Here is a 24,443-nt window from a genome sequence, read left to right on the forward strand (position 1 = left end):
ACTTCACCCGCCGCAACATCACCTGCACCACCTCGACCCTGCCGGCGCTGCCGGGCGGGGCGATCCCGTGCAATCTCGCCGACACGGTCAACACCCTGTTCCCCTTCGCCACTTCGCGCAGCGATGTGCGGTCGAACAACTACGCACTGTTCGGCCAGGCGACCTACGAGATCACCGAGCAGCTCTCGCTGACCGGAGGCCTGCGTTACACCTGGGACAAGCTCGAATTCACCCACACCCGCGCCCCGGCGCAGAATGCCACCGACGGTGCGCCCGTCGCCGGCCCGGGCACCAACCTCAACCCGGCCGGCGGCCTGATCGCCAACGGCGGCAACGGCACCAACACCAGCCGGGGCGAGACCAGCACCGGCAACCTGTCGGGCCGCGCCGCGATCCAGTTCAAGCCGACCGAGGACATCATGCTCTACGGGTCCTACACCCGCGGCTACAAGGGTCCGGCCTTCAACGTGTTCTTCAACCACACCGCCCCCAACAACGCGGTGCCGATCGACGAGGAGCTGTCCGACAGCTTCGAGATCGGGGTGAAGTCGCAGTTCCTCGATAACCGCGTGCAGCTCAACGTGGCCGCCTTCACGGTCGAGTATGACGGGTTCCAGGCGAACAACTTCATCGTCGTCAACGGTTTCACGATCTCGAACCTGACCAATGCGGGGACGGTGAAGAGCGAGGGCTTCGAGGCCGACCTCATCGTCAACCCCGTCGACGGCCTCAATCTGCGCGCCAGCGCGGCCTATGCCGACGCGCGGGTCAAGGAGTTCAACCCGAACCCCACCACCAACGCGCCCGACGCGCGCAACGGCACCGTCCTGCCGCTCGCGCCGGAGTTCGTCTACACCATCGGCGGGGACTACACCCGCGAACTGGGCGGGGTGACGCTGTACCTCAACACCGATTACCGCCACACCAGCACGCAGTATTCGGATCTCGGGGAATCGCCCACCACCCGGATCGACCCCTACGGCATCTGGAACGCCTCGATCGGCCTGTCGGACCCGGACGACAAGTACCGCGTGACCTTCCACGCCCGCAACATCGCGGACGAAAGCTACGTGCTGCTCAACCTGGAAGGCGGCCGCCGGTTGCAGATCCCGCGCGATGCGGACCGCTATTTCGGCGTGTCCCTGCGCGTCAGGACGTTCTGAGCCGCATGGCAGCGTGACGAAAACGGGGGCCGTCGGAGCGATCCGGCGGCCCTTCCCGTCTGGCGCTTGCCTGCCCGTGACTGCCCGAAGTAGGAAACCGTGATGGCCGCTGCCGACCACTCTCCCATTGCTGCACGCCTGCGCTGGAGCCTGTTCACGGTGCTGTGCATCGCGGGGGTGTTCAACGCGATGGACCGGCCGATCATCGCCATCCTCAAGCCCGACATGATGGAAGATTTCGGCTGGAGCGACAAGGACTTCGGCGATCTTGCCGCGGTCACGCAGTTCTCCGCCGCCTTCGCCTTCCTCGTCACCGGCTGGCTGGTCGACCGCCTCGGGGTGAACCGCTCGATGCAGGTCGGCGCGAGCGCCTGGAGCCTCGCCGCGATGGCGCACGGTTGGGCCTTCAGCACCTGGCAGGTGGTCGCCGCGCGCGTCGGCCTCGGCGTCACCGAGGCGGTGCAGACCCCGCTCACCATCAAGACCGTGGCGACCCTGTTCCCGCCCGACAAGCGCAGCTTCGCCTTCGGTTTCGCGACCATGCTGGCGGGCGCGGGGACGATCGCGATGCCCTTCGTGATCCCGGCGCTGGCGCTGGCGGTGGGCTGGCGCGGGGCGCTGGTGGCGGGCGGGATCGGCGGCTTCCTCGCGCTGTTCGCCTGGATGTGGCTGGCGCGCGGCATCGCATCGCTCAACGTGCGCGGCGCGGCCGCGCAATCCGCGCGCAATGCGGGAGGCGCAGCCTACGGCCCCATCCTCGCGAACCGCCAGACCTGGGCGATCGTCGTCGCCAAGGCCCTGTCGGACATGACCTGGTGGTTCATCAACTTCTGGCTCGCCGATTACTACCGCAAGCAATTCGGCCTCTCGACGCTGGAGCTGGCGGTGCCGCTCGCCATCGCCTTTGCCGGATCGGGGCTCGGCGCGCTGCTGGCGGGGTGGGTCTCGACCCGGCTGCTCGAGGCGGGGTGGAGCCCCAACCGCGTGCGCAAGGGCGTGATGCTGGTCTGCGCCCTCATCGTCGCGCCGCTGCCGCTGGTGCTCGAACTGGGCGGTTTCTGGCCGGTGGCGGTGATGATCGGGGTGGTCATGGCCGGGCACCAGGGCTTCTCGCTCTCGCTGTTCTCGACCATCACCGACGTGGTGCCGGGGGAGAAGGTCGGGCGGGTGACGGCCTTCGGCGCCTTCATGGGCAACATGGGCGGGGTGGCGATCAGCCTCGTGGCGGGCCGGGTGCTCGATGCCGGGCTCGGCTACGGCCCGCTGTTCGCCTTCGCCGCCGCCTCCTACCTCATTGCGCTCGCGTGGTTCCAGTGGCTGCTCCCCGAGATCCGCCGCCCGGTGAGCGATGCCGAACTGTTCGACTGAGGGCCAGCGCGGTTGCATTCGCCGAGGGCGCGCGGTAGGCTTGTGACACCGTGAGACACACGATCGGACACACAGTCGGACACGGCATGCGGCGCAGGAACAGGGCGGCAACAGGATGAAGCGGGGATCGAGCCCGGATTTCGATGCCTTCGCCGGCGACCTGTTCGGCGAGATGGTGCTCGCCGACACCACCGCGAGCGCCGCCGCGAGGGCCGAGCGCAGGCCGCTGTCGCGCTTCGTCCCCGGGCTGGCGATCAGCGCCATCGCCGGTGCGGCCGCCGCCTGGCTGGCGCAGAATTACGGGGTGCCGATCATTCTCGCCGGGCTGCTGATCGGGCTGGCGGTCAATTTCGCCGCTGCCGATCCGCGCACGCATGACGGACTCGACGCGGTCAGCCGCCACGGCCTTCGGGCCGGGATCGTGCTGCTCGGCTTCCAGGTCACCGCGATGCAGGTCGCCCAGATGGGGATCGTGCCCTTCGCGGGGCTCGCGCTGGTCATGGGCTCGGCGCTGATCGCCGCGCTCGCCGCCGCGCGCGCGACCGGGCAGAGCCCCGCCATCGGCCTCCTCGGCGGCGGAGCGACCGCGATCTGCGGGGCCTCGGCGGCGCTCGCGCTTTACGGCGTGATCGGGCGCGAGCGGATCGATCAGGCGCTCTTCACCCTCACCCTCGTGATCCTTGCCGCTGCCAGCGCCATCGCGCTCGTCACCTATCCGCCGCTCACGACGATGCTCGGCTTCTCCGACGCGCAGGCGGGCTTCCTCGTCGGCGCCTCGATCCATGACGTCGCGCAGGCGATCGGCGCGGGCTTCGCGGTCTCCGACGCGGCGGGCGCGCAGGCGACCGTGGTGAAGCTCACCCGCGTCGCGCTGCTCGCCCCGCTGGTGACGCTTGCCGCCTTGTGGATCGCGCGCGTCGAGCCGCTCCCCGCAGGCGTGGGCCGCGCGCGGGTGCCCGTGCTGCCGGGCTTCATCCTCGCCTTCCTCGCGCTGGTGGGCGTCAACTCGCTCGTCACTGTCCCGCCCCCCCTCGCCGCCCACGCGCTGACTTTGTCCAAGACTTTGCTGCTGCTCGCGGTTACGGCGACGGCGATGCGCACCCGCACCGATCTGCTGCTGGGCCTCGGCTGGCGCGCGGTGATGCCGGTGCTGGCGGCGACCATCGCCAGCCTCGCGGTGGCGCTCGCCTATGCGCAGTGGGTGATCTGATGGAGACGGTGTTCGACCTTGCGGTGATCGGCGGCGGCGTCAATGGCGCGGGGATCGCGCGCGATGCCGCCGGGCGCGGAGCGAAGGTGCTGCTGCTCGAACGCGGCGACCTGGCGGAGGGCACCTCGTCCAATTCCACCAAGCTGATCCATGGCGGCCTGCGCTATCTCGAGCATTACGAATTCGCCCTCGTGCGCGAGGCCCTGTCCGAGCGCGAGGTGCTGTGGGGCATCGCGCCGCACATCATCTGGCCGCTGCGCTTCATCCTCCCCCACCGCCCGGGCCTGCGCCCGCGCTGGCTGCTGCGGCTGGGGCTGTTCCTCTACGACCACATCGGCGGGCGCAAGCGCCTGCCGTCTGCCGAGAGCGTCGACCTCGCCCGCCATCCCGCAGGCGCGCCGCTCAAACCCGAATACACCCGCGCCTTCGCCTATTCCGATGGCTGGGTGGACGACGCGCGGCTGGTGGTGCTCAACGCCCGCGACGCCGCCGACCGGGGCGCCGAGGTGCGCACCCGCTGCGAGGTCACCGCGCTCGCCCGCGCGGGTGACGTGTGGCACATCGAGGCGGGCGGCGAGACCTTCCACGCGCGCGCCGTGGTCAATGCGGCGGGGCCGAGGGTGCTCGACCTGCTGGGGCGCGCGGGCGAGCCGTCGGCGCAGAAGATGCGCCTCGTGCGCGGATCGCACATCGTCGTGCGCAAGCTGTTCGATCACGACTTCGCCTATTTCTTCCAGCTGCCCGACGGGCGGATCTTCTTCGCCATCCCCTACGAGCGCGACTTCACGCTGATCGGCACCACCGATGTCGACCACAAGGCCGGGCTCGACGAGGTCAAGGCCAGCCCCGAAGAGATCGCCTATCTGTGCGCGGGCGCCTCGGAATATTTCCGCCAGCCCGTGACCCCCGCCGACGTGGTGTGGACCTATTCCGGCGTGCGACCGCTGGTCGACGACGGATCGGGCAAGCCCGAGGCGGCGACCCGCGGCTACCGGTTCGAGATCGACGGCGGCAGTGATGGAACCGCGCCGCTGCTCTCGGTGTTCGGCGGCAAGATCACCACCTACCGCCACCTCGCCGCCGAGGCGATCGATCAGCTCGCGCCCTTCCTTCCCGTGCTCTCGGCCAAGGACTGGACGGGCGGCGCATGCCTGCCGGGCGGCGATTTCGGGATTACCGAGGCGGCTGCGAAGATGGCGGAGCTGGTCGCCCGCTACCCCTTCCTGACCCCGCGCGAGGCCGAGCGGCTGGTGCGCCTCTACGGCACGGCGGCGTTCGATTTCCTCGGGCAAGCCGCGACCCGCGCCGATCTCGGCGCGGATTTCGGCCACGGCCTCACCGCTGCCGAGGTCGGTCACCTCGTGGCGCGCGAATGGGCCGTCACCGCCGAGGACATCCTGTGGCGCCGCACCAAGCTCGGGCTGCACTTCACCCGCGAACAGACCGCCGCCCTCGCCGCCCATCTCGCTGAAAGGACTCGCCCCGCATGACCCGGCCCACCTCTACGAAAATCGTGGCCCTCGGCGGCACGGTCAATCCCGGCTCCTCGACCGAACAGGCGCTGCGCCTGGCTGGCAGCATCGCTGCGGGCGAAGGGGCCGAGGTGACGGTGTTCGGCGGCGACTATCTCGCCGCCCTCCCCCACTATCGCGGCCCCGGGCACGATGCGACCTGGGGCGCGGAGATGGTCGCGGCGGTGCGCGCGGCGGACGGGTTGCTGGTCGCCGCCCCCGGATATCACGGCACGATCTCGGGCGTGGTCAAGAACGCGCTCGACTACCTCGAGGACTTGGCGCGCGACGAGCGGCCCTATCTCGATGGCCGCGCCGTCGGCCTGATCGCCACGGCCTTCGGCGACCAGGCCTCGATGTCGACGCTCCTCACCATGCGCGCGATCACCCATGCGCTACGCGGCTGGCCGACCCCGATGGGCGCGACGATCCGCACCTATCAGGGGATGTTCTCCCCCGACGGCGAATGCCTCGACGAGCGCGCGCGCGGGCAGATCGAGCTGGTCGGCAAGCAGGTGGTGCTCGGCGCGAAGAGCTTCGCTGCCGGAAGGGATCTTGCGTGATGCGCGCGGCGCTTGAAAGGGCGCTGGAAGCGATCGGCGCGGGGCGCATCGTCGTCATTGCAGGCGACCGGCTGCGCGGCGGGGACATCGACCTGATGTGCGCCGCCAGCCATGTGACCCCCGAGGCGATCAATTTCATGGCGACCCACGGCCGCGGCCTCATCTGCCTCGCGGTGACGCCCGAGCGCGCCGGACAGCTCGGCCTCAGCCTCGTCAACCCCGGACCTGAGCGCCAGACCGGGCGGCCCTTCGCGCGCTCGATCGAGGCGGCCGAGGGCGTCTCGACCGGCATCTCCGCCGCCGACCGCGCGCATACGGTGCGCGTCGCGATCGCCGAGGGGGCAACGCCTGCGCATATCCACTCACCCGGCCACGTCTTCCCGCTGATCGCGCGCCCCGGCGGGGTGCTGGAGCGAGCGGCGGCGTGCGAGGCCTCGATCGATCTTGCGCGGATGGCGGGTGCGGGGGATGCGGCGGTGATCTGCTCGATCATGCGCGACGATGGCGAGATGGCGCGCATCGACGACATCGGCGAGTTGATCGCGGCGCACGGCCTCGAAGTGGCCGATATCGGGGAGCTGATCGCGCGGGCAGAGGGGGTGAAGGCATGAGCGACGATCAGGTCACCCGGCGCAGTGTGCTGGCAGGGGCGGCGCTCGCGGCTCCGGCGGTGGTCCACGCGCTGAGCGGGGGGAGGATGATCGATCTCGCCCTCCCCGGCGGACCGAGCCTGCGGCCCACCACGCCCGCCTTTCCCGGCAAGGGCGAGATGATCGTCCAGCGCATCCGGCCCCCGCTGCTCGAGACCCCGATGGCGGTGTTCCGCGAAGGGATCATCACCCCCAATGACCGGATGTTCGTCCGCTGGAACTGGCCGATGCCGACCGAGGTCAAGGCGGCCGATCACCGGGTGGCGATCGGCGGGGCGGTGAAGCAGGCGGTGTCGCTGACGCTGGAGGAGATTGCGGGGGCGGGCGAAGCCATTGAAATCGTTGCCATAAATCAATGTGCCGGCAATGGTCGGGGCCTCTCCGAGCCGAGGGTGACCGGCACCCAGTGGGGCAACGGGGCGATGGGCTGCGCCAAGTGGACCGGGGTGCGCCTCAAGGACGTGCTGGCCAAGGCCGGGGTCGCCGAGGGCGCGAAAAGAGTGCGCTACGCGGGTCTCGATGTGACCTTAACCGAGGGCGCGCCGCAGTTCATCAAGTCGCTGCCGATGGACATCGCGATGCGCGACGATGTGCTCGTCGCCTGGGCGATGAACGACGAGCCGCTCCCCATCCTCCACGGCTTCCCCTTGCGGATCGTGGTGCCGGGGTGGTTCTCGACCTACTGGGTCAAGATGCTCTCGACCATCGAGGTGCTGAGCGGCGAGGACGACAGCTACTACATGGCGGACTCCTACCGCATGCCCGCCGAGCCGGTGACGCCCGAGAGCAAGGACTTCGCGACCGTCCCCATCACCGCCATGCCCCCGCGCGCCTTCATCACCAGCCATGCCGATGGCGAGACCGTGGCGCTGGGCAAGCCGCTGGTGCTGGAGGGCATCGCCATGGGGGGCGACGCGGCGCTCGAACGGGTCGACCTCGTCGGGAAGGGCTGGGAGATCCCCTGCGACCTCGGTGCCGAGGACGCAGGCCCCTATGCCTTCCGCCGCTGGTCGGTGAGCCTGCCGCAGGTCGCGGGCAGCCTCGAGGCCATCGGCGTGCGCGCCCGCAACGTCAACGGCGCGGTGCAGCCCGAGGCGCTGGTCTGGAACCCCTCCGGCTATGCCCGGAGCGTCATCGAACGCATCACCCTGAGGGCGCGATGATGCGGCGCGCCATCCTCCCCGCGCTGCTGCTTCTGGCAGCCTGCGACAGCCCCGCGAAGGTCGCGTTCCAGGATGCGAGCATCGCCCTGCCCGATGATCCCGTCGACCTCCCCGAAGGCCCGGGGCGCGATGCGGTGCTGGAGAACTGCACCGCCTGCCACTCGCCCTCGACCATGCTCCAGCAGCCCAAGGTGTCTGCCGAGAAGTGGGAGTCGATCGTGGGCAAGATGAAGAAGCTCTACAAGGCCCCGGTCGACGATGCGGCGGTGCCCGCGATCGTCGGCTACATGGTGCACGTGCAGAGCCTGCCCGAGAGCGAGCATTAGCGTTTGGGTGTCGGCCGGACAGGCTGGGGGGCTTCGCCGGCCGACACCCGCGCCCATCACCAGCCGAGGCGGATGGATGCGCGCAAGCTGTAGCCGATATTGCCGAACTGCTCTTCCAGCCCGACCTCCCCGGCGACCTTGTAGCTGCCGTCCCCGCCCAGCACCCGCGCGCGGGCGAACCAGCCGCTGTCGCGGCCTTCGGGGGTGAGCGTGAACTGCTGGCCGGTGTTGTAGCGCGCGCGGGTCGCGCCGAGGTCGCTGGTCAAGAGCTCGCGCCAGCCGCCCTCGCCCTCGATCCGCAGCCAGCCTCGGTCGCGCGCCTGCATGCCGAACAGGTCGGCGCCCACGGCCACCGCGCCGTTGATGCCGACCTCCTTGCTCGCCCGCTCCTCGACCGTGAGGTTCAAGGCCGTGCCGCCGCCCGTCTCGGTGTAGCCGTCCTCCTTGAGGCGCAGGTAATCCACCACCACCGAGGGGCGGAAGAAGAAGAACTGCCCGCCGCCCTCGATCGAGGCGCCGCCGGTGGCGGTGACGAAGTCGCCCTTCCAGTCGCGGGTGATGGTGTAATTGGCGGCATTGGTGCCCGTGCCGCCGGCGAACACCCGGCTGCCCGAGAAGTCGGCCTTGCCCGCGCCCACGCGCGCGAAGGCGATCACGGGGCCGAACTTGCCACGCCAATGCGCGCCCGCCTCGTAGCTGTCGGAGAGGACCGAATTGTCGAAGGGCCCGTTCTTGTGCTTGTTCCACAGCCAGCTGCCGGTCACCCCGAAGGCGCCGAGGCTGGTGAGGTATTCCGCCCCGCCCCGGAAGCCGAGACCCGAGAGGTCGAAGGCGGCGGATTGCCCGCGGTCCTTCTCGACGTTCCAGTTGGCGAAATCGGCGATGATCCGGAACTTGCCTTCCTGATCGAAGGGTGAATTGGGGTCCATGAAGTGCCGGTCGAAGGCGCGCAGGCCCTGGCTGAGGCCCTCGAAGCTGCCGCCCGCATGGTCGGGCAGGGTCTGGGCGACATAGGCCTGGAACACCTCGGCGGTGTTGATGCCGAGGAACAGGTCGGCGACCTTGGTGTCCTTCGAGAAGGCGGCGAACAGCCCGTCGAAGGCGGCCGCTTCCGAGGCGTTGAGGCCCAGCTCGTTGTTGGCCTTGCGGCTGATCGCGACATTGATGTTGTTGCCGCTCACCGCGAGGGCGGCCTTGTAGAGGAACGGCACCAGCGCGGAATCCGCGGTGAGGTTGCTCGCGCCGGTCAGACTGCCGGCCGAGATGACGGTGTAGGTGCCCACCGCCGTGTTGATGTCGGCAAGACGGATGGCGATCCTCGTGCCCGTGCCGAAACTGGCCGCGCCGGTCACGGTGATGGCGGTGCTGCTGCCCGCCGCCCCGCCCAGCGTCGCGCCGATCACCGCGTTGTTGCCGACATTGAGGCTGGCGATGGTGGTCGGCCCGTTCAGCGCCAGCGAGCCGCCGGCGAGGTTGACCGCGACATTCTGCGAATTGAGGAGCCTGCCCGAGAAAGCCGCGGTACCAGCCAGGCTCAGCGTCCCCGCCCCACCGCCGAAATCGGCATTGCCCACCATCACCGCATCGCCGCTCATGGTGAGGCGGTTGGTGCCCGCGCCGAAGCTGACATTGCCGGCAAAGCCGCCGTCGGCCAGCTCGAGCAGATCCGAGCCCCCGCCGAAGCGGATGTCGCCGGTGATGGTCGGTGCGGTGGTGCCCGCCGCGACCACGGTCTGGCGCACGATGCTGTCGCCGGTGCGGGCGGTGAGGTCGATCGCGACATTGCGGCCCGATCCCGCCTCGGCGCCGGTCGCCGTGATCGTGCCGCTGTTCTCGATCAGGCCGAGCGTGCCCGAAAGGTCGCGGATGGCATAGGCGGTGCCGTCCTTGATCGTGGTCGCGGTGATGCTGCGCGAATTGCGCAAGGTGGGGAGCGCGGCGTCGGCGCCGATCAGCACGCCCGTCGCCGTGCCGGTGCCGGTGGTGCCGCTGACCGTGGCGGCGATGGTGTTCGCGTTGCGCAGCTCCGGGGTCGAGGTCCCTGCGGCCAGCTCCACCGCGGTCGCATTGCCCCCGCGCGAGACGGCTCCGATCTGGCCGTTGATCTGGATGCCGCCCGCGACGGCGACATCCCCGCCGCGCCCGCCGATCCGCATGCCGGTGGCATTGACGCCCTGATAGACCCCGTCGCCCAGAATCGTCCCGGCCATGACGATGCCGAACTGGCTGGCGGTGCCCTGCGTCGCGCCGATGGCGATGTCGCTCGCGCCGCCGATCTGCACCGCCGGGGCCGCGCCATAGGCGATGATGCGGGTATTGCCCTCGCGCGCGTCCTCGATCCCGTCGTCATCCTCGTCATTGTCGGAAGCGACGGTGTCGCTCGGCGCGATTTCGAAGATGATCCCGCGCGCGACATTCCCCTCGATCACCAGCGCGCTGCCGCCTTGCAGCAGGTCGTCGGCATCGAGCCGCGAGGCATCGGCCGGCAGGGTGGTGCTGCGATAACCGGTCGCGGTGATCGCGCTCTGGACGCGCAGCGCGCCGCCAAGGTCGCCGCTCAGCACCGCGCCCTGCGCGCCCGACCCGCGCACGGTGATCTCGCCCGCCAGCCGGACATTGCCCGACACGCCGCCCAGCGCCACGCCGACGGAATTGTTGCCGGTGACGGTGGTTCGGCCTTCGATGGTGACCATCCCGGTGATCGGTGCGCTCGCGCGGATGCCGCCCGAATTGTTGCCTTCGACCACGATCGTGCCGGTGTGGACGAGGTTGCCCGTCAGCGCCCCGTCGATGCGGATCGCGGTGCGCCCGGTGCCAAGCGCGAACAGCCCGTCGAGATCGCCGTCATTGTCGGTATCAGTGGGCGTATAGGCCTCGTCGATGGTGATCGTGCCCGAATTGGTGATGTTGGCGGTGCGCGCGCCGGTCACCAGGATGCCGGTGGCATTGTCGGCATTGCTGATCGTGATGTTTCCCGCGTTGGTCACCGAGTTGTTGCTGTCGACCGTCACCGCGGTGCCGCTGGTGACGGTGACCGAACCGGCGCTCTCGATCCGCACGTCATTGGGCTGGCCGCCGTTCACCGTCGAGGTGACGACGGGCGTGGTGCGCGCGGTGCTGATGACGGTCTGCGCGGAGAGCTTCGCGGCAAGGAAGGGCGTGGCGATGGTCGCGAGCGCGGTTCCGGCGAAAAGCAAGCGGGGGTTAAGCAAGGGGGTCCTCCTGGTCGTTCGAACAGGAGACGGAGCGCTCGCGCGGCTGCCTTGATGCGAATTTGAAAAAAATTCAGAAGCGCGCGTCGAAGCCGATGCGGATGGTGCGCGGCTGCAGCGGGGTGATCTGCGCGCGGCCCGTGGCGAACGGCGTGCCAAGCGCGAAGCGGTTGCCCTCCTCGTTCGCGATATTGGTGATCGAAAGCGTCAGCCCGGCGTTCTCGCGCCCCCAGCGGACAATCGCCCCGCTGTCGAGATAATCGCCCTGCAAGTCGCCCAGCTCCGGCCCGACCCCCAGGCGCGATGTGCCGACATAGCTCACCCAGGCATCGGCCGTGAGCGCGGTGCCATTGGCAAAGTCGCGGTGCCATTGCAGCCCCGCCCTTCCCGAGAAGCGCGCGATATTGGGGATGCGGGTGAGGCGCGGCGCGGCAAGGAAGCGCGCGGACGCGTCGGCACCGGCGGGCGCGACGAGGTCGAAGCCCGCGAGCGAAACGGCGGTCGGCGCGAAGAACACCGGCTCGTCGACCCTGCTGTCGTTGAACGTCGCCCCGGCCTCGGCGCGCAGGCCGGGCGCGATGCGAACCGAGCCCGAGACACTCGCCGACCACAGATCGCCATTGCCGATATTGGCGGTCGAAGGCAGCCCGCCGACGTCGATGAAATCGGCCTGGATGTCGCGCCAGCGGGTGTAGGAGAGGCTGGCGGAAAGGTCGAAGTCCCCGCGCCCGGGCTCGCCCCAGCCCCCGCCCAGTTCCACCGTGCGCGCGTGGTCTGAGCGGAACTGGCGCACGAAATCGCCCGCCACCGCAAGGCCGCCGGGGCGGAAGCCCTCCTGATAGCGAAACCACGCGCGCCCGCCCTCGCCGATGTCGAGCAGCGCGGCGGCCGAGGGCAGAATGGCAGTCTCGCGCCGCTCGGCGGTGATCGCGCGGGCCTGCGCGGCGAGCGCGAAGACCGGCAGGACGTCCTCGCCCGCTCCGCCCAGTTCGACATTGGTGACCCGGAGCCCCGCGGTCAGGGTCAGGCGGGGCCGCACGCGGTAGCTCGCCTCGCCATAGCCGGTGATCTCGAACACGGTGTTGCGCACGCCGGTGCTGGTCGGCAGCGCGGCGATCAGCGCGGGTGCCTCATCCCCGGCGGCGACGCCCGCCACCACCCGCGCCGCCTCGATCTCGCCCAATCTGCGGGTGACGGTGTTGCGGTTGTCGATGACGCTGGTGCCCAGCACCCAGCCGAAACCGCCCTCGCCGACCGGCTGCCAGACCCGCGTCTCGTTGGCGATCATGCGCATCTGGTTGCGCTGGCGGAACAGCCGCGCGGGGCCGCCGGGCGCGGTCGCGTCGTAGCGTTCGGTCAGGTCCTGCGCGCCGATCCCGGTCGAGGACTTGATCTGCACCTCCCCGATCCGCCCGCTCACCACCAGCTGCGCCTGCCCGTATTGCGCCGCCGAGCCCTCTGTCACCGCGGCCGAGCTCTCGAGGCGGCGTCCGGCACGGTCGGCATATTGGCTGTCGTCGGCGCGGGTGTCCTGCCCGAGGAGGATCACGTCCGCCTGCCAATCGGGCGCGAGATCGAGCCGGAGCGCCGCGCGGCCCGAGAGGATCGCGGTGCGGTTGACATCGCGGCGGCCAATCGCGGGCTTGTCGATATAGCCGCCGAGCGTCGCCGCATCGAGGTTCAACCGCAGCGTCGCGGTCTCGCCTGCGAGCGGAAGGTTCATGGTCGCATGGGCATCGCCGCCCGGTTCGCCCTGCGTGATCGCGCTCGCCCCGCCGGAGATCACGAGGCTGGTCTCGCCCGGCTCCGGCGCGCGCGGCACCAGCCGGATGATCCCGCCGAGCGAACCAGCGCCATAGAGCGTGCCCTGCGGCCCCTCGAGAATCTCGACCCGCTCCATGTCGGACAGGCGCAGGTCGGGATCGGGGGCGTTGTAGGACAGGCGCAGGTCGCCGAAGTACTGGCCCACGGTCGCCTGCGTCGGCCCGGTGAAGCTCGAATCCGCGATGCCGCGGATGAACAGCTTGTTGCGCCCGCTGCCGAGATAGGTCGAGCTGACGGTCGCCGCGCGCTGCATGATCTTCTCGGTGCCGCCGACCCCGCCGCGTTGCAGCACCTCGCCGTCGAGCAGGGTCACCTGCCCCGCGGTCTCGGCATAGGTGAGGTCGCGCTTGGTCGCGGTGACGATGATCGGGGGGCCCTCGCTTGGCGGTTCGGGCGCGGGTGCGGCGGCGGCGCGTGCGACCGGCGCGGGGCGCGCCGGGCGTGCGCGGGCGAGCAGCGGGGTGCTGCGCGGCGCCGCGATCAGCCGCCACGCGCCCGGCCCGACCTTCACCGCCTTGAGCCCGCCCGCCCTGGCGAGCCGCCTGACCGCGCTGTCGGCGTCCATCCGCCCCCTGATCCCGGCCACCGGCCTGCGGCCCAGCGCAGGGTCGGCGATGACGATGCTCGCCCCCGTCGCCCGTGCGAGCGCGATCGCGACCTCGGACACCGTGCCCCCCGGGATCGCCAGCTCGACGCTGCGCGCCGCCAGCGGCGAAGCCGCGGCAAGGCTCACGATTGCAACAAGGGGGGCAAGCGGCTTCATGGCGCGAGGCTCTAGCCGCTAGCGCGCGGCAATCATCCAGTCATCGTTCGAGCGCATAATCCGCACGCCCAGCAGCGGCCCCAGCGCCTCCGGATCGGCGCGCACCGCATCCACCGCGATGCTGCCCGACAGGCGCGTCGCCGTGTCAGTGCTGGTGAAGCGGGTGCCGGTCGCGCGGGTGAGCTCGGCGGCAATCTCGGCAAGGTTCGCGGCCTCGAAGCTGATCCGCCCGCGGCGCCATTCGCCCACCATCGCGGTGTCGACCTCGGCGCGGCGAAACCTTCCGTCCGCGCGTACCGCCCGCTCGCCCGGGTCGAGGCGGATCGCTGCGCCCTCGGGGTCGACGATCACCGCGCCTTCGGCCACCGCGACATCGAGCGTCTCGCCCGCCAGCCGCACATCGAACACCGTGCCCGCGTCCACCAGCCGTTCCCCGCCGGCGGTGAGGACAAAGGGATCGGCGGCGTCGTGGCGGATGGTGAACAGCGCCTGGCCCTGTTCGAGCCGCGCGGCGCGCGCGCCCTCGAGCGCGAGGGTGCTGCCGCCCGCGAGTTCGACCGTGCTGCCATCCTCGAGCGCGATCAGCCGGGTCTCGCCGGGAGCGGTGCGGTAGAGCGTCTCGCCGCCGGGCCCGAACCACAGAACCGAGGTCAGCGCGAGCGCCAGCGATGCGGCCACCGCACCGCCGAGCCACGCGCGGCGACCGGCGAGCCAACCGGGAGGATTGTCGTTTGCGGCGACCTCATCCAGCTCCGGCGCGGGCGCGGGCGCGGGCAGCGCCGCCAGCACCGTGTCGGCGTCGTCGAGCGCGTATTGGACGGCGTCGTAGGCTTTCGCATGGGCCGGATCGGCCTCGAGCCAGGCGGCAAACCCGTCCCAGTCCGCGAAATCGGGCGCGCGCGTGGCGATTGCCCAGGCAAGGGCAGCATCGCGGATCGGCTGGTCGGTGGTCATCGGACAGGTTCTCCTGCCTGCAAGACGGAGACGCGCGGCGAATGCCTCATGGGCCGTCCTCCCGGGTCGCAAGGATCGCTGCATAGGCGCGGCGCAAGTCGCTCTCGACCGTGCTCAGGCTGACCCCGAATTCGGCGGCGATCGCGCGTTGGGTGAGCCCGTCGATGCGGTGGCGCCGCAGGATCGCCGCCGCACGCGGGCCGAGTTCGGCGAGCGCTCGTTCGACCCGCGCCACCTCCTGCCGCGCGGCAAGTTCGCGCTCGGGGCCGGGGGCGGCCGCAACGCCGTCGGCCATGCCCGGCTGCGCCTCGGCCCAGGCCTTGTCGCGCAAGGCGGACTGGCGCTCGGAGCGGTAGCGATCGATCATCAGCCGGTCGGCCGCGCGCATCATGTAGCCGAGGCCCGCCGCCGCTGCGGGATCGGGCGCGGCGGCAAGGCGCAGCCACAGCTCCTGCAACAGATCCTCGGCCGCCTCCCCGCCGCCGCGCGCGCGCAGGAAGCGCAGCAGCCGCTCGCGGTGCGCGAGGTAGGCCTCTTCGAGCGTAAGGGTGGGGGCCATGGGCGGATCGATCGGCGGTTGCGGGCAGGCAGGCGGCGGGGGTGCTTGAGCGCCCCTAGCATGAACCCGGCCCGAACGGGAATGGCCTGACGCCCGGCCTCGCGCGCGCGCCGATCAGAGCGCGAAGTAGGCGCGGAAGGCGCTCGGCGACATGCCGCGCGCGCGGGCGAAGGCCGCGCTGAAATTGGCATGGCGCGGGAAGCCGCAGGCGCGCGCGATCTCGTGCACCGAGAGCTCGGGCGACATCAGCAGGCGCTGGGCGTGCTGCAGCCGCCGCTCGCTCACGTAGCGATAGGGGCTGGAGCCCGTCGCCTGCCGGAACACCCGCGCGAAGTGGAACACCGAAAGCCCCGCGACATGCGCCAGCAGATCGAGCGTCAGCGGCTCGGCAAGATTGGCCTCGATGAATTCGATCACCCGCTTCAACCGCACCGGCGGCAGGCTGATCCGCTCGCTCTCGGCGATGAAGCCGTGGGGGTCGATGCCCGACAGGATCAGCGCCATCGATCGCATCGCCTGCTCGGCGACGATATCGGTGGCGAGGCCGGGGCGGAACAGCTCGAGCTCGATCAGGCTGATGAGGCCGATCAGCGCGGTGTTCTCGCTGAACAGCAGCGGCACCGAGGCGCGCCCGCCGCGATCCTCGAGCAGGCTGTCGAGGAAGCCCTTGGGGAAGACCAGATTGACGCTCTTGGCCGAGGTGCCGAATTCGATCTGCGAATCCGCCCCGCTCGGCACGAAGCTGGCGCGCAGATCGCGGTTGGCCGCGACGGTGTAGCGCTCGCCGGCCATGCAGCCGAAGGCCGGGTGCCCTGAACCGCGGGTCAGCAGGAGCAATTCGTTGTGATCGGCCGGTCGGTCGGCGCTGGTGACACGCGAGGGGCCGTAATCGACGATCCGGTAGAGCACGATGTCGCGCGGGGCGGCGGCGAGCGACAGGGCGGCAGGCGCGTGCCGATAGGCGACGCAGTCGATCGCCTGATATCCCGTATGCGTGTGCTGCACCTGACCGATCCCGGTCATCCACACCCTCCCGTCCGTTCGTCCCGCCTTACGCTTGCCGCAGCGCAATCTGCCCGAAGCCGGAGCCTGCGGTTTTCGAATTCTTGCTTTTTCGTAGCATTTGCTACAGCACCTCCCTCCTGTCTCAGAATGCGATCCGCGCCCGCAGCCTGATGTCGCGCCCGGCATTGGGGGCGAAATCCTTCAGGAAGCTGGCATGACGGCGCACGGTGTCATCGAAGATGTTGTTGGCGCTAACGCTCAGGGTGAGGTCGGGACGGTCGGCAAAGGGCCGCCAGTCGAAGCTCGCGTTGGCGACAACATAGCCCTCGGTCGGGGTCTCGAAGTCGCTCACCCGGTCCATGCGGTCGGCCCATTCGACCTCGATCCGCGCATCGAAGGCCGACGCCCGCGCGCTCACCCCGCCCAGCACACGCAGCGGCGGGATGCGCGGCACCGGCGTGCCGTCCGCCAGGGTCGCGCGGGTGTAGTCCATCAGCGCGTCGACCCCGATGGTGGCGCTGCCCACATCGAACAGGTCGAGCTTGCCCTGCACTTCGAAGCCGTAATACTCCGCCTCGTCCGCGAGGAACTGGAACACCGGCAGGCCGTCCACCACCGCGCCGGTTTGCGCGGTGAAGATGTAGTCGGGGAAGCGGTTGTAATAGGCCGAGGCCTCGAGGCTCCACTTCGTGCCGAAGCCGCGCACCACGCCCTCGAAGCCCCAGGCGGTCTCCTGCGGCAGATCGGGATTGCCCAGCAGCACGCCCTGCGTGCCCGGATCGGTTCCCTGGGTGTAGAGTTCCTCGACCACCGGCGCGCGGCGCGAGAAGAAGCCGCTGCCGGCGATCACCAGCCCCGGCGCGGCGGCGTAGCTTGCCCCGAGCGAGCCCGAGAGGCCGGAATAGTCGCGTTCCTGCGCAGCGTTGCCCAGCGCCGGATCGGGACGTGCCTCGATTGCGGTCGTCTCCCAGCGCAGCGCAGCCTCGACCCGCACCGGGGCGAGATTGAACTCGTGGGACGAGAACACCGCGAACTGGCCGGTCTGGGTGGGCGGCAGCAGCGGTGATTCCGCCAGAACGCTGAAATCGCGGCTGACGAACTGCACGCCCGTGGTCGCGCGCCAGATGCCGCGCTGCGCGCCGACCACCTCTGCCCGTCCCTCGAACGCCTGGTTGAGGAAGGTGGCGGTGAGCTCGCCGGTGTCGAGCACCTCGTCATGCGCATAGTCGGCCCAGCCGAACCGGAACCTCAGCGCCTCGACCCACGCGCCCTGCAAGCCGATCTCGGAGGCGAAGTCGACCCGCGTCTGCTGGAGGTCGATCAGGGTGTTGGGCACGGGCGCGGCCGGATCGAAGGAGAAGCGGGTGGGCAGGCCATAGCGGCTCTCCGAATGGGTGACGGCAAGCCCGAAATGCGCCTCGTCGAGCACGAAGGACGCGCCGCCGGCGATGTCCCAGCTCTGCGCGGCGCTGTTGGGCAGCCGGCCACGCAGGTCGGCGAGCGCGCGGATGCCTGCATCGGGCGAGGCCTGCGCCGCGACGCGCTGCCCGGGGGCAAGCACGAAGCCGCCGATGTCGAGGTCGCCGGTGTCGAGCCAGTGGCCATCGAGGTGCCAAGCGAGCTTGCCCCCGCCCCCGTCGAGCGCGGCGCCGAGCACCACCTCGTCCGAAGCTGAGCCGTAGCTCGCCGAGGCGCGCCCGGTGATCGCCGCGGAAGGCAGGCGGTCGGGCACGCGCGCGACCTTCGTGTTGACCACGCCGCCGACGAGGCCCGAGCCGTAGAGCAGCGCCGAGGGCCCGCGCAGCACCTCGATGCGGTCGGCCACCAGCGGGTTGATCGCGACCGCGTGATCGGGGCTGGTGTTGGAGACGTCGAGGCTCTGGATGCCGTCGATCAGCAGCCGCGTGCGCTCGCCCTGAAGCCCGCGCAGCACCGGGCGCGAGACGCCGGGGCCGAAGGCGGTGGAGGAGACCCCGGGCAGGCTCGCCAGCGTCTCGCCCAGCGTTGCGCGGCCGGCGCGTGCGAGTTCGTCGCCCGACAACACCGCGCCCGAGACCGGGGCGGTGACGCGCGCGCGGCGGCGGGTGCCGGTGACGATGATCTCGGTGATCATTTCCGCGCCCGGCGCATCGGAGTCCATCGCATCCGCGCCCTCGAGCATGGACATGAGGTCCATCGCATCGGACGGAGGTGCTTCGCCGTCGTCCATCATGACCGGTGGGGTGCCGGCTTGCGCCTCGGCCGCCTGATCCTGCGCCTCGGGCGCGACCTCGTCCTGGGCAAGGGCCGGCCCGGCGAACGCCAGCGCGGCGCAACTGGCCAGCGCAGCGAGGGAAGCGGGGGTCGAACGCATAGGAAATTCCTGTTGGCTTTGGCCCGAGGTCGCCGCGCTCAGACAGGTCGGTGAGACCCGCTCATCCGGCATCCTTGCCGGGCAAGGGGCGCGCCGGGAAGGTGTGTGCTTTCCTTCCCGGCGCTAGGTGCAGGTCATGCAGGAGGGGGCATAGCATGACCCGTGGGGACTGGAGCAGTCGCCCCCCTCAGTTGATGCGGTAGACCACCGGGCAGTTGACGATGAAACCAACCGCACGGAAATCGCCGCCGTCGAGGCTCTTGATGAAGCCGCGGTGCGACATCTCGGCCGCCTGCAGCGCGCTGGTGATGCGATAGCGGTAGCCCTTCTGGATCGCCTCCTCGGTCCACACCGCCGGGAACAGGCGCCACATCGGCGAATAGTCGAGGTTGATGGTGGGGATACCGCCGAGCACGTTGAGCGGGCCGCCTTCACCGGAGAGGGCGCTCACGAGGCCCTGGCGGTGCGGGTTGTCCTTGCCGGTCGGGCCGTTGACCACCACCACGATGCGCTCGGCGCTTTCACCGGGCGATGCGTCCTCGAGCGCGAAGGGCATATCCTTCATCGCCGGGGTGAAGGTGGCGTTCTCGAGGCTGGCGACCAGCGGATCGTTGGCTTCGGTCGAGAGGTACATGATCGGCTTGTCGAAGGTGAAGCCAAGGGTCATCTTGATCGTCACCGTGCCGTCACGCGGGCAGATCGCAGCGACCTTGTCGTGGACCTTGGTGTAATCGACCTTGCCCGCGCACATCGCGTTCAATTCGGCCTCGCTCGCCTGGCTGACGACGGGCGCGTTGTAGATGATCGACTTGGCCGAATTCTCGACATAGACCAGCGGGGTGTAATCGGCATCGCCGACCGAGCCGGGCTGGAAGGCCTTGGGCGGGAAGGGCGCGTTGGCCGGCCCCGGGGTGACGCTCAGCGCGGGCTTGAAGTCGACGCTGCCGGCCGCGAAGGTGAAGGTGCCGTTGGTTTCGATCCGGGCGCGGCGGGTGGCCTTGCCGGTCAGCGCAAAGGCGAGCTTGGGCGAATAGGCGAGCCCCTGCAGGTCCGAAATGTTCTCATCGGTGGAATCCGTGAGGATGAACCATACCGGCGTGCCGTTGGGCAGCTGGCCCCGCCGCAGCGGCAGGGTGGCGGTGCCCTTCTCGAGATCGAGATGCGCCGACTTCATCAGCAGCACCGGCCCCAGAAGCTTGGGATCGACCTCCGAGGGCGACGGCTGGGCGACGATGGTCCTGAGGTCGCTGCGGATCGAGGCAGGTGCCTCGCGAATCTCGTCCAGAGGGGCGCCTTCCTTGCCGCGCACGACAACATCGGCATGACCGACCGAAGGCACCGCGAGGGCCAGCACCGCCCCCGCCGCCAACATCGCGTTTTTCAACTTGCGCATCACTTGCTTCTTGTGGTTCGGCAGAAAAAGGGCGCCTGCCGATCGCCGCAAGACCATTGATGCGCTTTGCTTCCTTGCGCTTCTTTCGCGATGGCTCACGTTTTTCGCTTTCTCGCTGTAATGGACGATTGACAGGCGGAACCGTCGCCCGCAGGGGCAGCAGGGCGCAAGATCTCGAAAGCCGCCCTTGCCGACAAGGGCGTAGTCCCGGCCACGAAAGGTATCCCGTTTATGCCCTGGCTGAGGTGGATCGAGTGGTTTTCCGGGCGCCCCAAAGGGCTGCTTGCGCCGAACATGGCGATCACGCTCGTCACCTTGCGGATCGCGCCTGCGGCAGTCACGGACGAGGTCAGCTTCTACCGCAGCGCCGAGTATGACGCCCTGCTGGAATGGGCGAAAATGGGCCGCTTTATCCTCGCTCTGGCCAGCACGGACCGTGACGAGCTGACCCTGTTGTGCATCCAGACGCCCGACGAGATGCGTGCGGCCGTGGCCGAGCTGCCGCTGGTCGCGGCCGGGTTGGCGACCGTCGACATACGGCCGGCCATGTCCCTGAGAATGGACGAGGGTGACATTGGAATCCTGCAATAAGCCACGGAAATTTCAGGTTCCGGCGAATCCGGCTAACAGCATTCCAACGGTTTCGATATCTTGCGCTTTTGTCGGTGGTCCGCCCGAACGTCCTGTCAAACTGTCACATCCAGACGTATGATTGCACTGTCTCAGGGATCGGACACTTTGCGTCGCTAGCGTTTGGAGCACGATGATGGCAATGGGTGAGGTACCGAGCTTTCACATCGGAACGGGCACGGGAGCCGACTTCTTCCGCCATATCCACTGGTCGGACCAGCCCGATGTGACCCTGTTCGACACCGGCTCGCTCCCCGTGGTCGCGATGCGCCACCACCGCACCATTGCGCGCGGCACGGTCGAAATCGTCGCCGATGCGCCCGAGGCCGACGATTGGGACGCGCTGATCGTCAATCGCAACGGATCGGGAAACTTGGGCATCGACTTCTGCGGTGCCCACAAGAGCCTCCCGCTCCACCGCGATCTGTGCTGCTTCATCCCCGCCGGGGCCGACAGCCGGATGCAGTTCGATTGCCAGGCAGGCTCGTTCATCCTCTATATGCGCCCCGGGCTCATCGCCTCGCTGCTGGAGAGCGAGGGCAAGGGCAAGGGCACCGACGCGCTCGCCCCGATCGTCGGGCGGCACCTGCCGCGGGTCGCGCACCTGATGGGCCTGATCGAAAGCGAGCTGCGCCGTCCGAGCCTCGGCTCGCGCCTGATGATCGACGAGCTGCTGCGGGCGATCGCGGGCCTCCTGGTAAGCGACGATGCAATGTCGGCCGCCGAACCGGCCGATCGGATCTACCTCTCGCCGCCCAAGCTCAAGCGGGTGATCGACTTCATCGAGGCGAACCTGCAGGAGAGCATCGGGCTCGACGATCTGGCCCGCGCGGCGGGGCTTTCGGCGAACCACTTCCTGCGGGTGTTCAAGCTGGCAACGGGCGAGACGCCCTATCATTTCCTGCGCGCGCGGCGGCTTGAACGGGCGCGGCAGATGCTGGCCGACGATTCCATGCCGCTGGCCGAGCTCGCGCTCGAATGCGGCTTTGCCAACCAGGCCCATTTCACCGCTGCCTTCAGCCGCGAAGTCGGCATCTCGCCGGGCCGCTACCGCCGCGCGGTGCGCGCCTGACGGCGCCGTCGGCGACCTCGGGCAGGCACGAAGAATTCATTTGATTCAGAGGCTTGATGGCGCTGCTGTGACCAATACGTCACAGCAGCGCCGCTCCTATTGCGCGGCCTGCAACATCGCGCGCTTTCTGGAAAAAGCCCTCGCGTTTCTGACAAGATGCATGGCTTGGCTCGGCGCATGGATGGCTTCCCCGACGCATTCAAGGAGCCTCGATCAATGTCGCGCAGTATCCTCTCCCTCCGCCTGCTGCTCGCCGCCGGAGCGGCCTGCACCGCGCTCGCCGCCCCGGCGCTTGCTGCCGGAAACGAAACGCCCGAGCCGGCCGGCGCGCCGCGGGCGCCGATCATGCTGACCACCGCGAGCGCCGCCGCGACTGCCGATGCCGCCGCGCTGGAAGCCGCGGCTGCCCCGCAGGCCGTCAACCCCGTGGCGGTCGCCGCTGCCGCAGCCAGCGCGGCTGCCGCGCAGGACGGCGAAGACCTCGGCGGCTGGACTCCGCTCGGCTCCGAGCCGTTCGGGCAGGAGCTGTTCGCCAAGTGGATCCCCGTCCCCAACGGTGACAGCGGCGCCCCGCGGCAGGGCTGGCTCGGCACTGCGGACGGCTTCTTCACCCGCGAAGTCCACCTCGCCTACACCTATGTCGATGCCGGCGACGACGGCGAGGATCTGCACCAGGGGCTCGCCCGGTTCCACTATCCCTTCACCCGCCGCCTGTGGGCAGGGCTCGAAGTGCCCTTCTATCAGGACATCGGGGGAGATTCGGACTTCGGCGACATCACCCTCACCACCCAGGTCATGCTGGTCGAGAAGCGCAACATCTCGGTCAATGCCGGCGTGGGCTGGCGCTTGCCGACCGGTTCGGAGAGCTTCGGCAACGGGATTTTCTCGCCGCAGCCGCAGCTGAATATGTTCACCGATCTCGGCAGCGGGTTCTCGCTGCGCGGGCGGGTCGCCTACGATTTCCCGGATAATGGCGGGGCCGAGAGCTTCATCCTCAACGGTGCGATCGGTCAGACGGTGACCGACCACGACAATACGCCCTTCGGCGACCTGACCTGGTATGTGGCGGGCACCTGGCGCGAGTTCCAGGATGGCACTGACACGACCTTCGTCTCGATTACCCCGGGGATGCGTATGCATCTCAGCGGCAATCTGTTCCTGCTCGCCGGGATCGAGATCCCGCTGCGCGACAGCTCGCAGTTCTTCAACGAGGCGTTCACGGTGCAGCTGGTCAAGGGCTTCTGAGGCCCGACCGACGCGATTTCCCTCAGCGCATGATCTTGCGATAGGCGCTGGGGGAAATCCCCGTCAGCTGGCGGAAGCGGCTGGCGAATTGCGGGTGCGAGGCGAAGCCTGCCGCATCGCCCACCGCCTGCACCGGCAGGCTTGCTTCGTCGAGCAACCGGCACGCCAGAGCAATCCGTGCGCGCAGGATATAGGCATAGGGCGGCAGGCCCGTCGCCGCGCGGAAGCCGCGCGCGAAGTGGAAGCGGCTGTATCCGGCAAGCCCCGCAAGATCGTCGAGCGCGATCGGCTCGCGCAGGTTCTCTTCGATATAGTCGCGCACCCGTGCGACGCTGAGGGGCGAGATGATGATCTTGTTGTCCTTCGCCGTGCTCGCGCTCTGGCGTTCGAACAGGCGGTGGAGCGCCGCCTCGAGCTGGTATTCCTGCTCCATCAGCGCCAGATCGTCACATTCCGAGGCACGCACCAGCGCGGTCAGCAGGCGGCTCAAAAGCGGGTCGAACTCGCCGAAGGTCTCCTTCAGCTGGACCTTGGCAGGATCGCAATCGAACTGCTCGGCGATGGTCTGCGCGTAGTAGCCCGGTTCGAGATAGATGTGGCCGAAGGCGATCGGCCCCTCGGTCATCCAGCTGTAGGAGCTGCCCGCCTCGATCGCCGAGAGCGCCCGGTCCTGGGTCTCGCGAACCAGCGTCTCGGTGCGGCGGCGGCGGGTGATGCGCTTGGCCCCGCCCATGTGAACCACGAGGTAGTGATGATCGAGCGGCGGCTGCACCATGCGCCGCGCGCTCTTCTCCCAGCGCTGGATGATCGCGCCGCCGATCTGGCGCGGGGCGCTGGAGATGCTGCGCGACGGCGTCGCCCAGTCGCGCCAGGCGAGCGGATGAAGCTTGCCCTGCGCGGGGACTAGAGGATCGATAGAGGCCATGTTGGCCCACGTTAGACATGATGGCGGGCCGCTTGTCCATCGGCGCTTGCCGTTCAAGAGCGCGGCGCATTGTCTGAAATACGCGCAGGAGGGCAGCTTTTCCCCGGAAAATCTCGCACGGCGCGCGCACCGCCGCTCCATCCGCGAACACCCTCGCACCGGACGCGGTGGAGAGCCGCAGCAACGCGGACATTTCGGACAAGCGCATCGGCGCGCGTGCTGCTAGAGCGGGGGCGGAACCGAATGCGAGGGATGCAGCATGGTCAAGGCAATGTGGAACGGCGTCGTGATCGCCGAGAGCGACGAGACCGTGGTGGTCGAAGGCAATCACTATTTCCCGCGTGCCAGCGTCAATGCCGACTACCTTGCCCCCAGCAGCACCCAGACGCGCTGCCCGTGGAAGGGCACCGCTTCCTACCACTCGCTGATGGTGGAGGGCGCGACCAACCCGGATGCGGCGTGGTATTACCCCGAACCCCTCCCCGCGGCTGCCGAGATCAGGGACCGGATCGCCTTCTGGAAGGGGGTCGAGGTCGGCTAGCGGCCCCGGCTGG

The 24,443-nt window shown here is 69.4% G+C and carries 20 protein-coding genes; 12 read left to right on the plus strand and 8 right to left on the minus strand.

Features of this window, described 5'->3' with window-relative positions; genetic code table 11:
• The 8 genes from AX692_RS06160 to AX692_RS06195 all read left to right on the plus strand — a co-directional run.
• Positions 1–1,163 (plus strand): TonB-dependent receptor (locus AX692_RS06160; protein ID WP_155646272.1); only part of this gene is annotated, 1,163 nt, incomplete at its 5' end.
• Positions 1,164–1,265: 102 nt separating this feature from the next.
• Entirely contained in the window at positions 1,266–2,531 is a 1,266-nt protein-coding gene (locus tag AX692_RS06165; protein ID WP_073976094.1) for an MFS transporter, read from the plus strand.
• A 115-nt stretch (positions 2,532–2,646) separates the two neighbouring features.
• Positions 2,647–3,741, plus strand: a complete 1,095-nt coding sequence (locus AX692_RS06170; RefSeq protein WP_073976095.1) for a YeiH family protein — start codon at positions 2,647–2,649, stop codon at positions 3,739–3,741.
• Entirely contained in the window at positions 3,741–5,231 is a 1,491-nt protein-coding gene (locus tag AX692_RS06175; protein WP_196489988.1) for a glycerol-3-phosphate dehydrogenase, read from the plus strand. The genes AX692_RS06170 and AX692_RS06175 overlap by 1 nt, the downstream gene beginning before the upstream one ends.
• A complete protein-coding gene (locus AX692_RS06180) occupies positions 5,228–5,815 on the plus strand; it encodes an NADPH-dependent FMN reductase (RefSeq protein ID WP_073976096.1) in 588 nt (195 codons plus the stop codon). Before AX692_RS06175 ends, AX692_RS06180 begins: the two co-directional genes overlap by 4 nt.
• Positions 5,815–6,426 (plus strand): 3,4-dihydroxy-2-butanone-4-phosphate synthase, encoded by a 612-nt coding sequence (gene ribB / locus AX692_RS06185; RefSeq protein ID WP_073976097.1) that lies wholly within the window; start codon positions 5,815–5,817, stop codon positions 6,424–6,426. Before AX692_RS06180 ends, ribB begins: the two co-directional genes overlap by 1 nt.
• A complete protein-coding gene (locus AX692_RS06190) occupies positions 6,423–7,628 on the plus strand; it encodes a molybdopterin-dependent oxidoreductase (protein ID WP_073976098.1) in 1,206 nt (401 codons plus the stop codon). The genes ribB and AX692_RS06190 overlap by 4 nt, the downstream gene beginning before the upstream one ends.
• On the plus strand, positions 7,625–7,954 hold the full coding sequence (locus AX692_RS06195) for a hypothetical protein (protein ID WP_073976099.1): 330 nt from the start codon (positions 7,625–7,627) through the stop codon (positions 7,952–7,954). The genes AX692_RS06190 and AX692_RS06195 overlap by 4 nt, the downstream gene beginning before the upstream one ends.
• Before the next feature lie 56 nt (positions 7,955–8,010).
• On the opposite strand, the gene AX692_RS06200 is transcribed toward AX692_RS06195, so the two are convergent.
• The 7 genes from AX692_RS06200 to AX692_RS06230 form a co-directional block, all read right to left on the minus strand.
• Entirely contained in the window at positions 8,011–11,151 is a 3,141-nt protein-coding gene (locus AX692_RS06200) for an autotransporter outer membrane beta-barrel domain-containing protein (RefSeq protein ID WP_230959499.1), read from the minus strand.
• 88 nt (positions 11,152–11,239) lie between these two features.
• The gene (locus AX692_RS06205) at positions 11,240–13,753 is read right to left on the minus strand and encodes a TonB-dependent receptor (protein WP_073976101.1); all 2,514 of its coding nucleotides are present in this window, start codon (positions 13,751–13,753) and stop codon (positions 11,240–11,242) included.
• An 18-nt stretch (positions 13,754–13,771) separates the two neighbouring features.
• Positions 13,772–14,707, minus strand: a complete 936-nt coding sequence (locus AX692_RS06210; RefSeq protein WP_081095172.1) for a FecR family protein — start codon at positions 14,705–14,707, stop codon at positions 13,772–13,774.
• Positions 14,708–14,753: 46 nt separating this feature from the next.
• Positions 14,754–15,266 carry an RNA polymerase sigma factor gene (locus AX692_RS06215; protein WP_073976102.1) on the minus strand — a complete coding sequence of 171 codons (513 nt, stop codon included), beginning with the start codon at positions 15,264–15,266 and terminating at the stop codon, positions 14,754–14,756.
• A gap of 114 nt (positions 15,267–15,380) precedes the next feature.
• The gene (locus tag AX692_RS06220; RefSeq protein ID WP_073976103.1) at positions 15,381–16,289 is read right to left on the minus strand and encodes a helix-turn-helix domain-containing protein; all 909 of its coding nucleotides are present in this window, start codon (positions 16,287–16,289) and stop codon (positions 15,381–15,383) included.
• A 124-nt stretch (positions 16,290–16,413) separates the two neighbouring features.
• The gene (locus tag AX692_RS06225) at positions 16,414–18,624 is read right to left on the minus strand and encodes a TonB-dependent receptor (RefSeq protein WP_073976104.1); all 2,211 of its coding nucleotides are present in this window, start codon (positions 18,622–18,624) and stop codon (positions 16,414–16,416) included.
• A 187-nt stretch (positions 18,625–18,811) separates the two neighbouring features.
• Positions 18,812–20,017 carry a hypothetical protein gene (locus tag AX692_RS06230; protein WP_155644842.1) on the minus strand — a complete coding sequence of 402 codons (1,206 nt, stop codon included), beginning with the start codon at positions 20,015–20,017 and terminating at the stop codon, positions 18,812–18,814.
• Positions 20,018–20,311: 294 nt separating this feature from the next.
• Here AX692_RS06230 and AX692_RS06235 point away from each other — a divergent pair, with 294 nt between their 5' ends.
• The 3 genes from AX692_RS06235 (at position 20,312) to AX692_RS06245 (ending at position 22,964) form a co-directional block, all read left to right on the plus strand.
• Positions 20,312–20,608, plus strand: a complete 297-nt coding sequence (locus tag AX692_RS06235; RefSeq protein ID WP_073976106.1) for a hypothetical protein — start codon at positions 20,312–20,314, stop codon at positions 20,606–20,608.
• A 181-nt stretch (positions 20,609–20,789) separates the two neighbouring features.
• Positions 20,790–21,719 (plus strand): helix-turn-helix domain-containing protein, encoded by a 930-nt coding sequence (locus AX692_RS06240; protein WP_073976107.1) that lies wholly within the window; start codon positions 20,790–20,792, stop codon positions 21,717–21,719.
• Positions 21,720–21,935: 216 nt separating this feature from the next.
• A complete protein-coding gene (locus tag AX692_RS06245; protein ID WP_073976108.1) occupies positions 21,936–22,964 on the plus strand; it encodes a transporter in 1,029 nt (342 codons plus the stop codon).
• 22 nt (positions 22,965–22,986) lie between these two features.
• Here the strand turns inward: AX692_RS06245 and AX692_RS06250 are convergent, their stop codons facing one another.
• On the minus strand, positions 22,987–23,889 hold the full coding sequence (locus tag AX692_RS06250; RefSeq protein WP_073976109.1) for a helix-turn-helix domain-containing protein: 903 nt from the start codon (positions 23,887–23,889) through the stop codon (positions 22,987–22,989).
• 259 nt (positions 23,890–24,148) lie between these two features.
• On the opposite strand from AX692_RS06250, the gene AX692_RS06255 reads away from it, so the two are divergent.
• Positions 24,149–24,430, plus strand: coding sequence for a DUF427 domain-containing protein (locus AX692_RS06255; protein ID WP_073976110.1), 282 nt, complete (start codon positions 24,149–24,151; stop codon positions 24,428–24,430).
• The last annotated feature ends 13 nt before the right edge of the window (positions 24,431–24,443 follow it).

It is taken from the genome of Erythrobacter donghaensis, assembly GCF_001557325.1.
GTDB classification, from domain to species: domain Bacteria; phylum Pseudomonadota; class Alphaproteobacteria; order Sphingomonadales; family Sphingomonadaceae; genus Erythrobacter; species Erythrobacter donghaensis_B.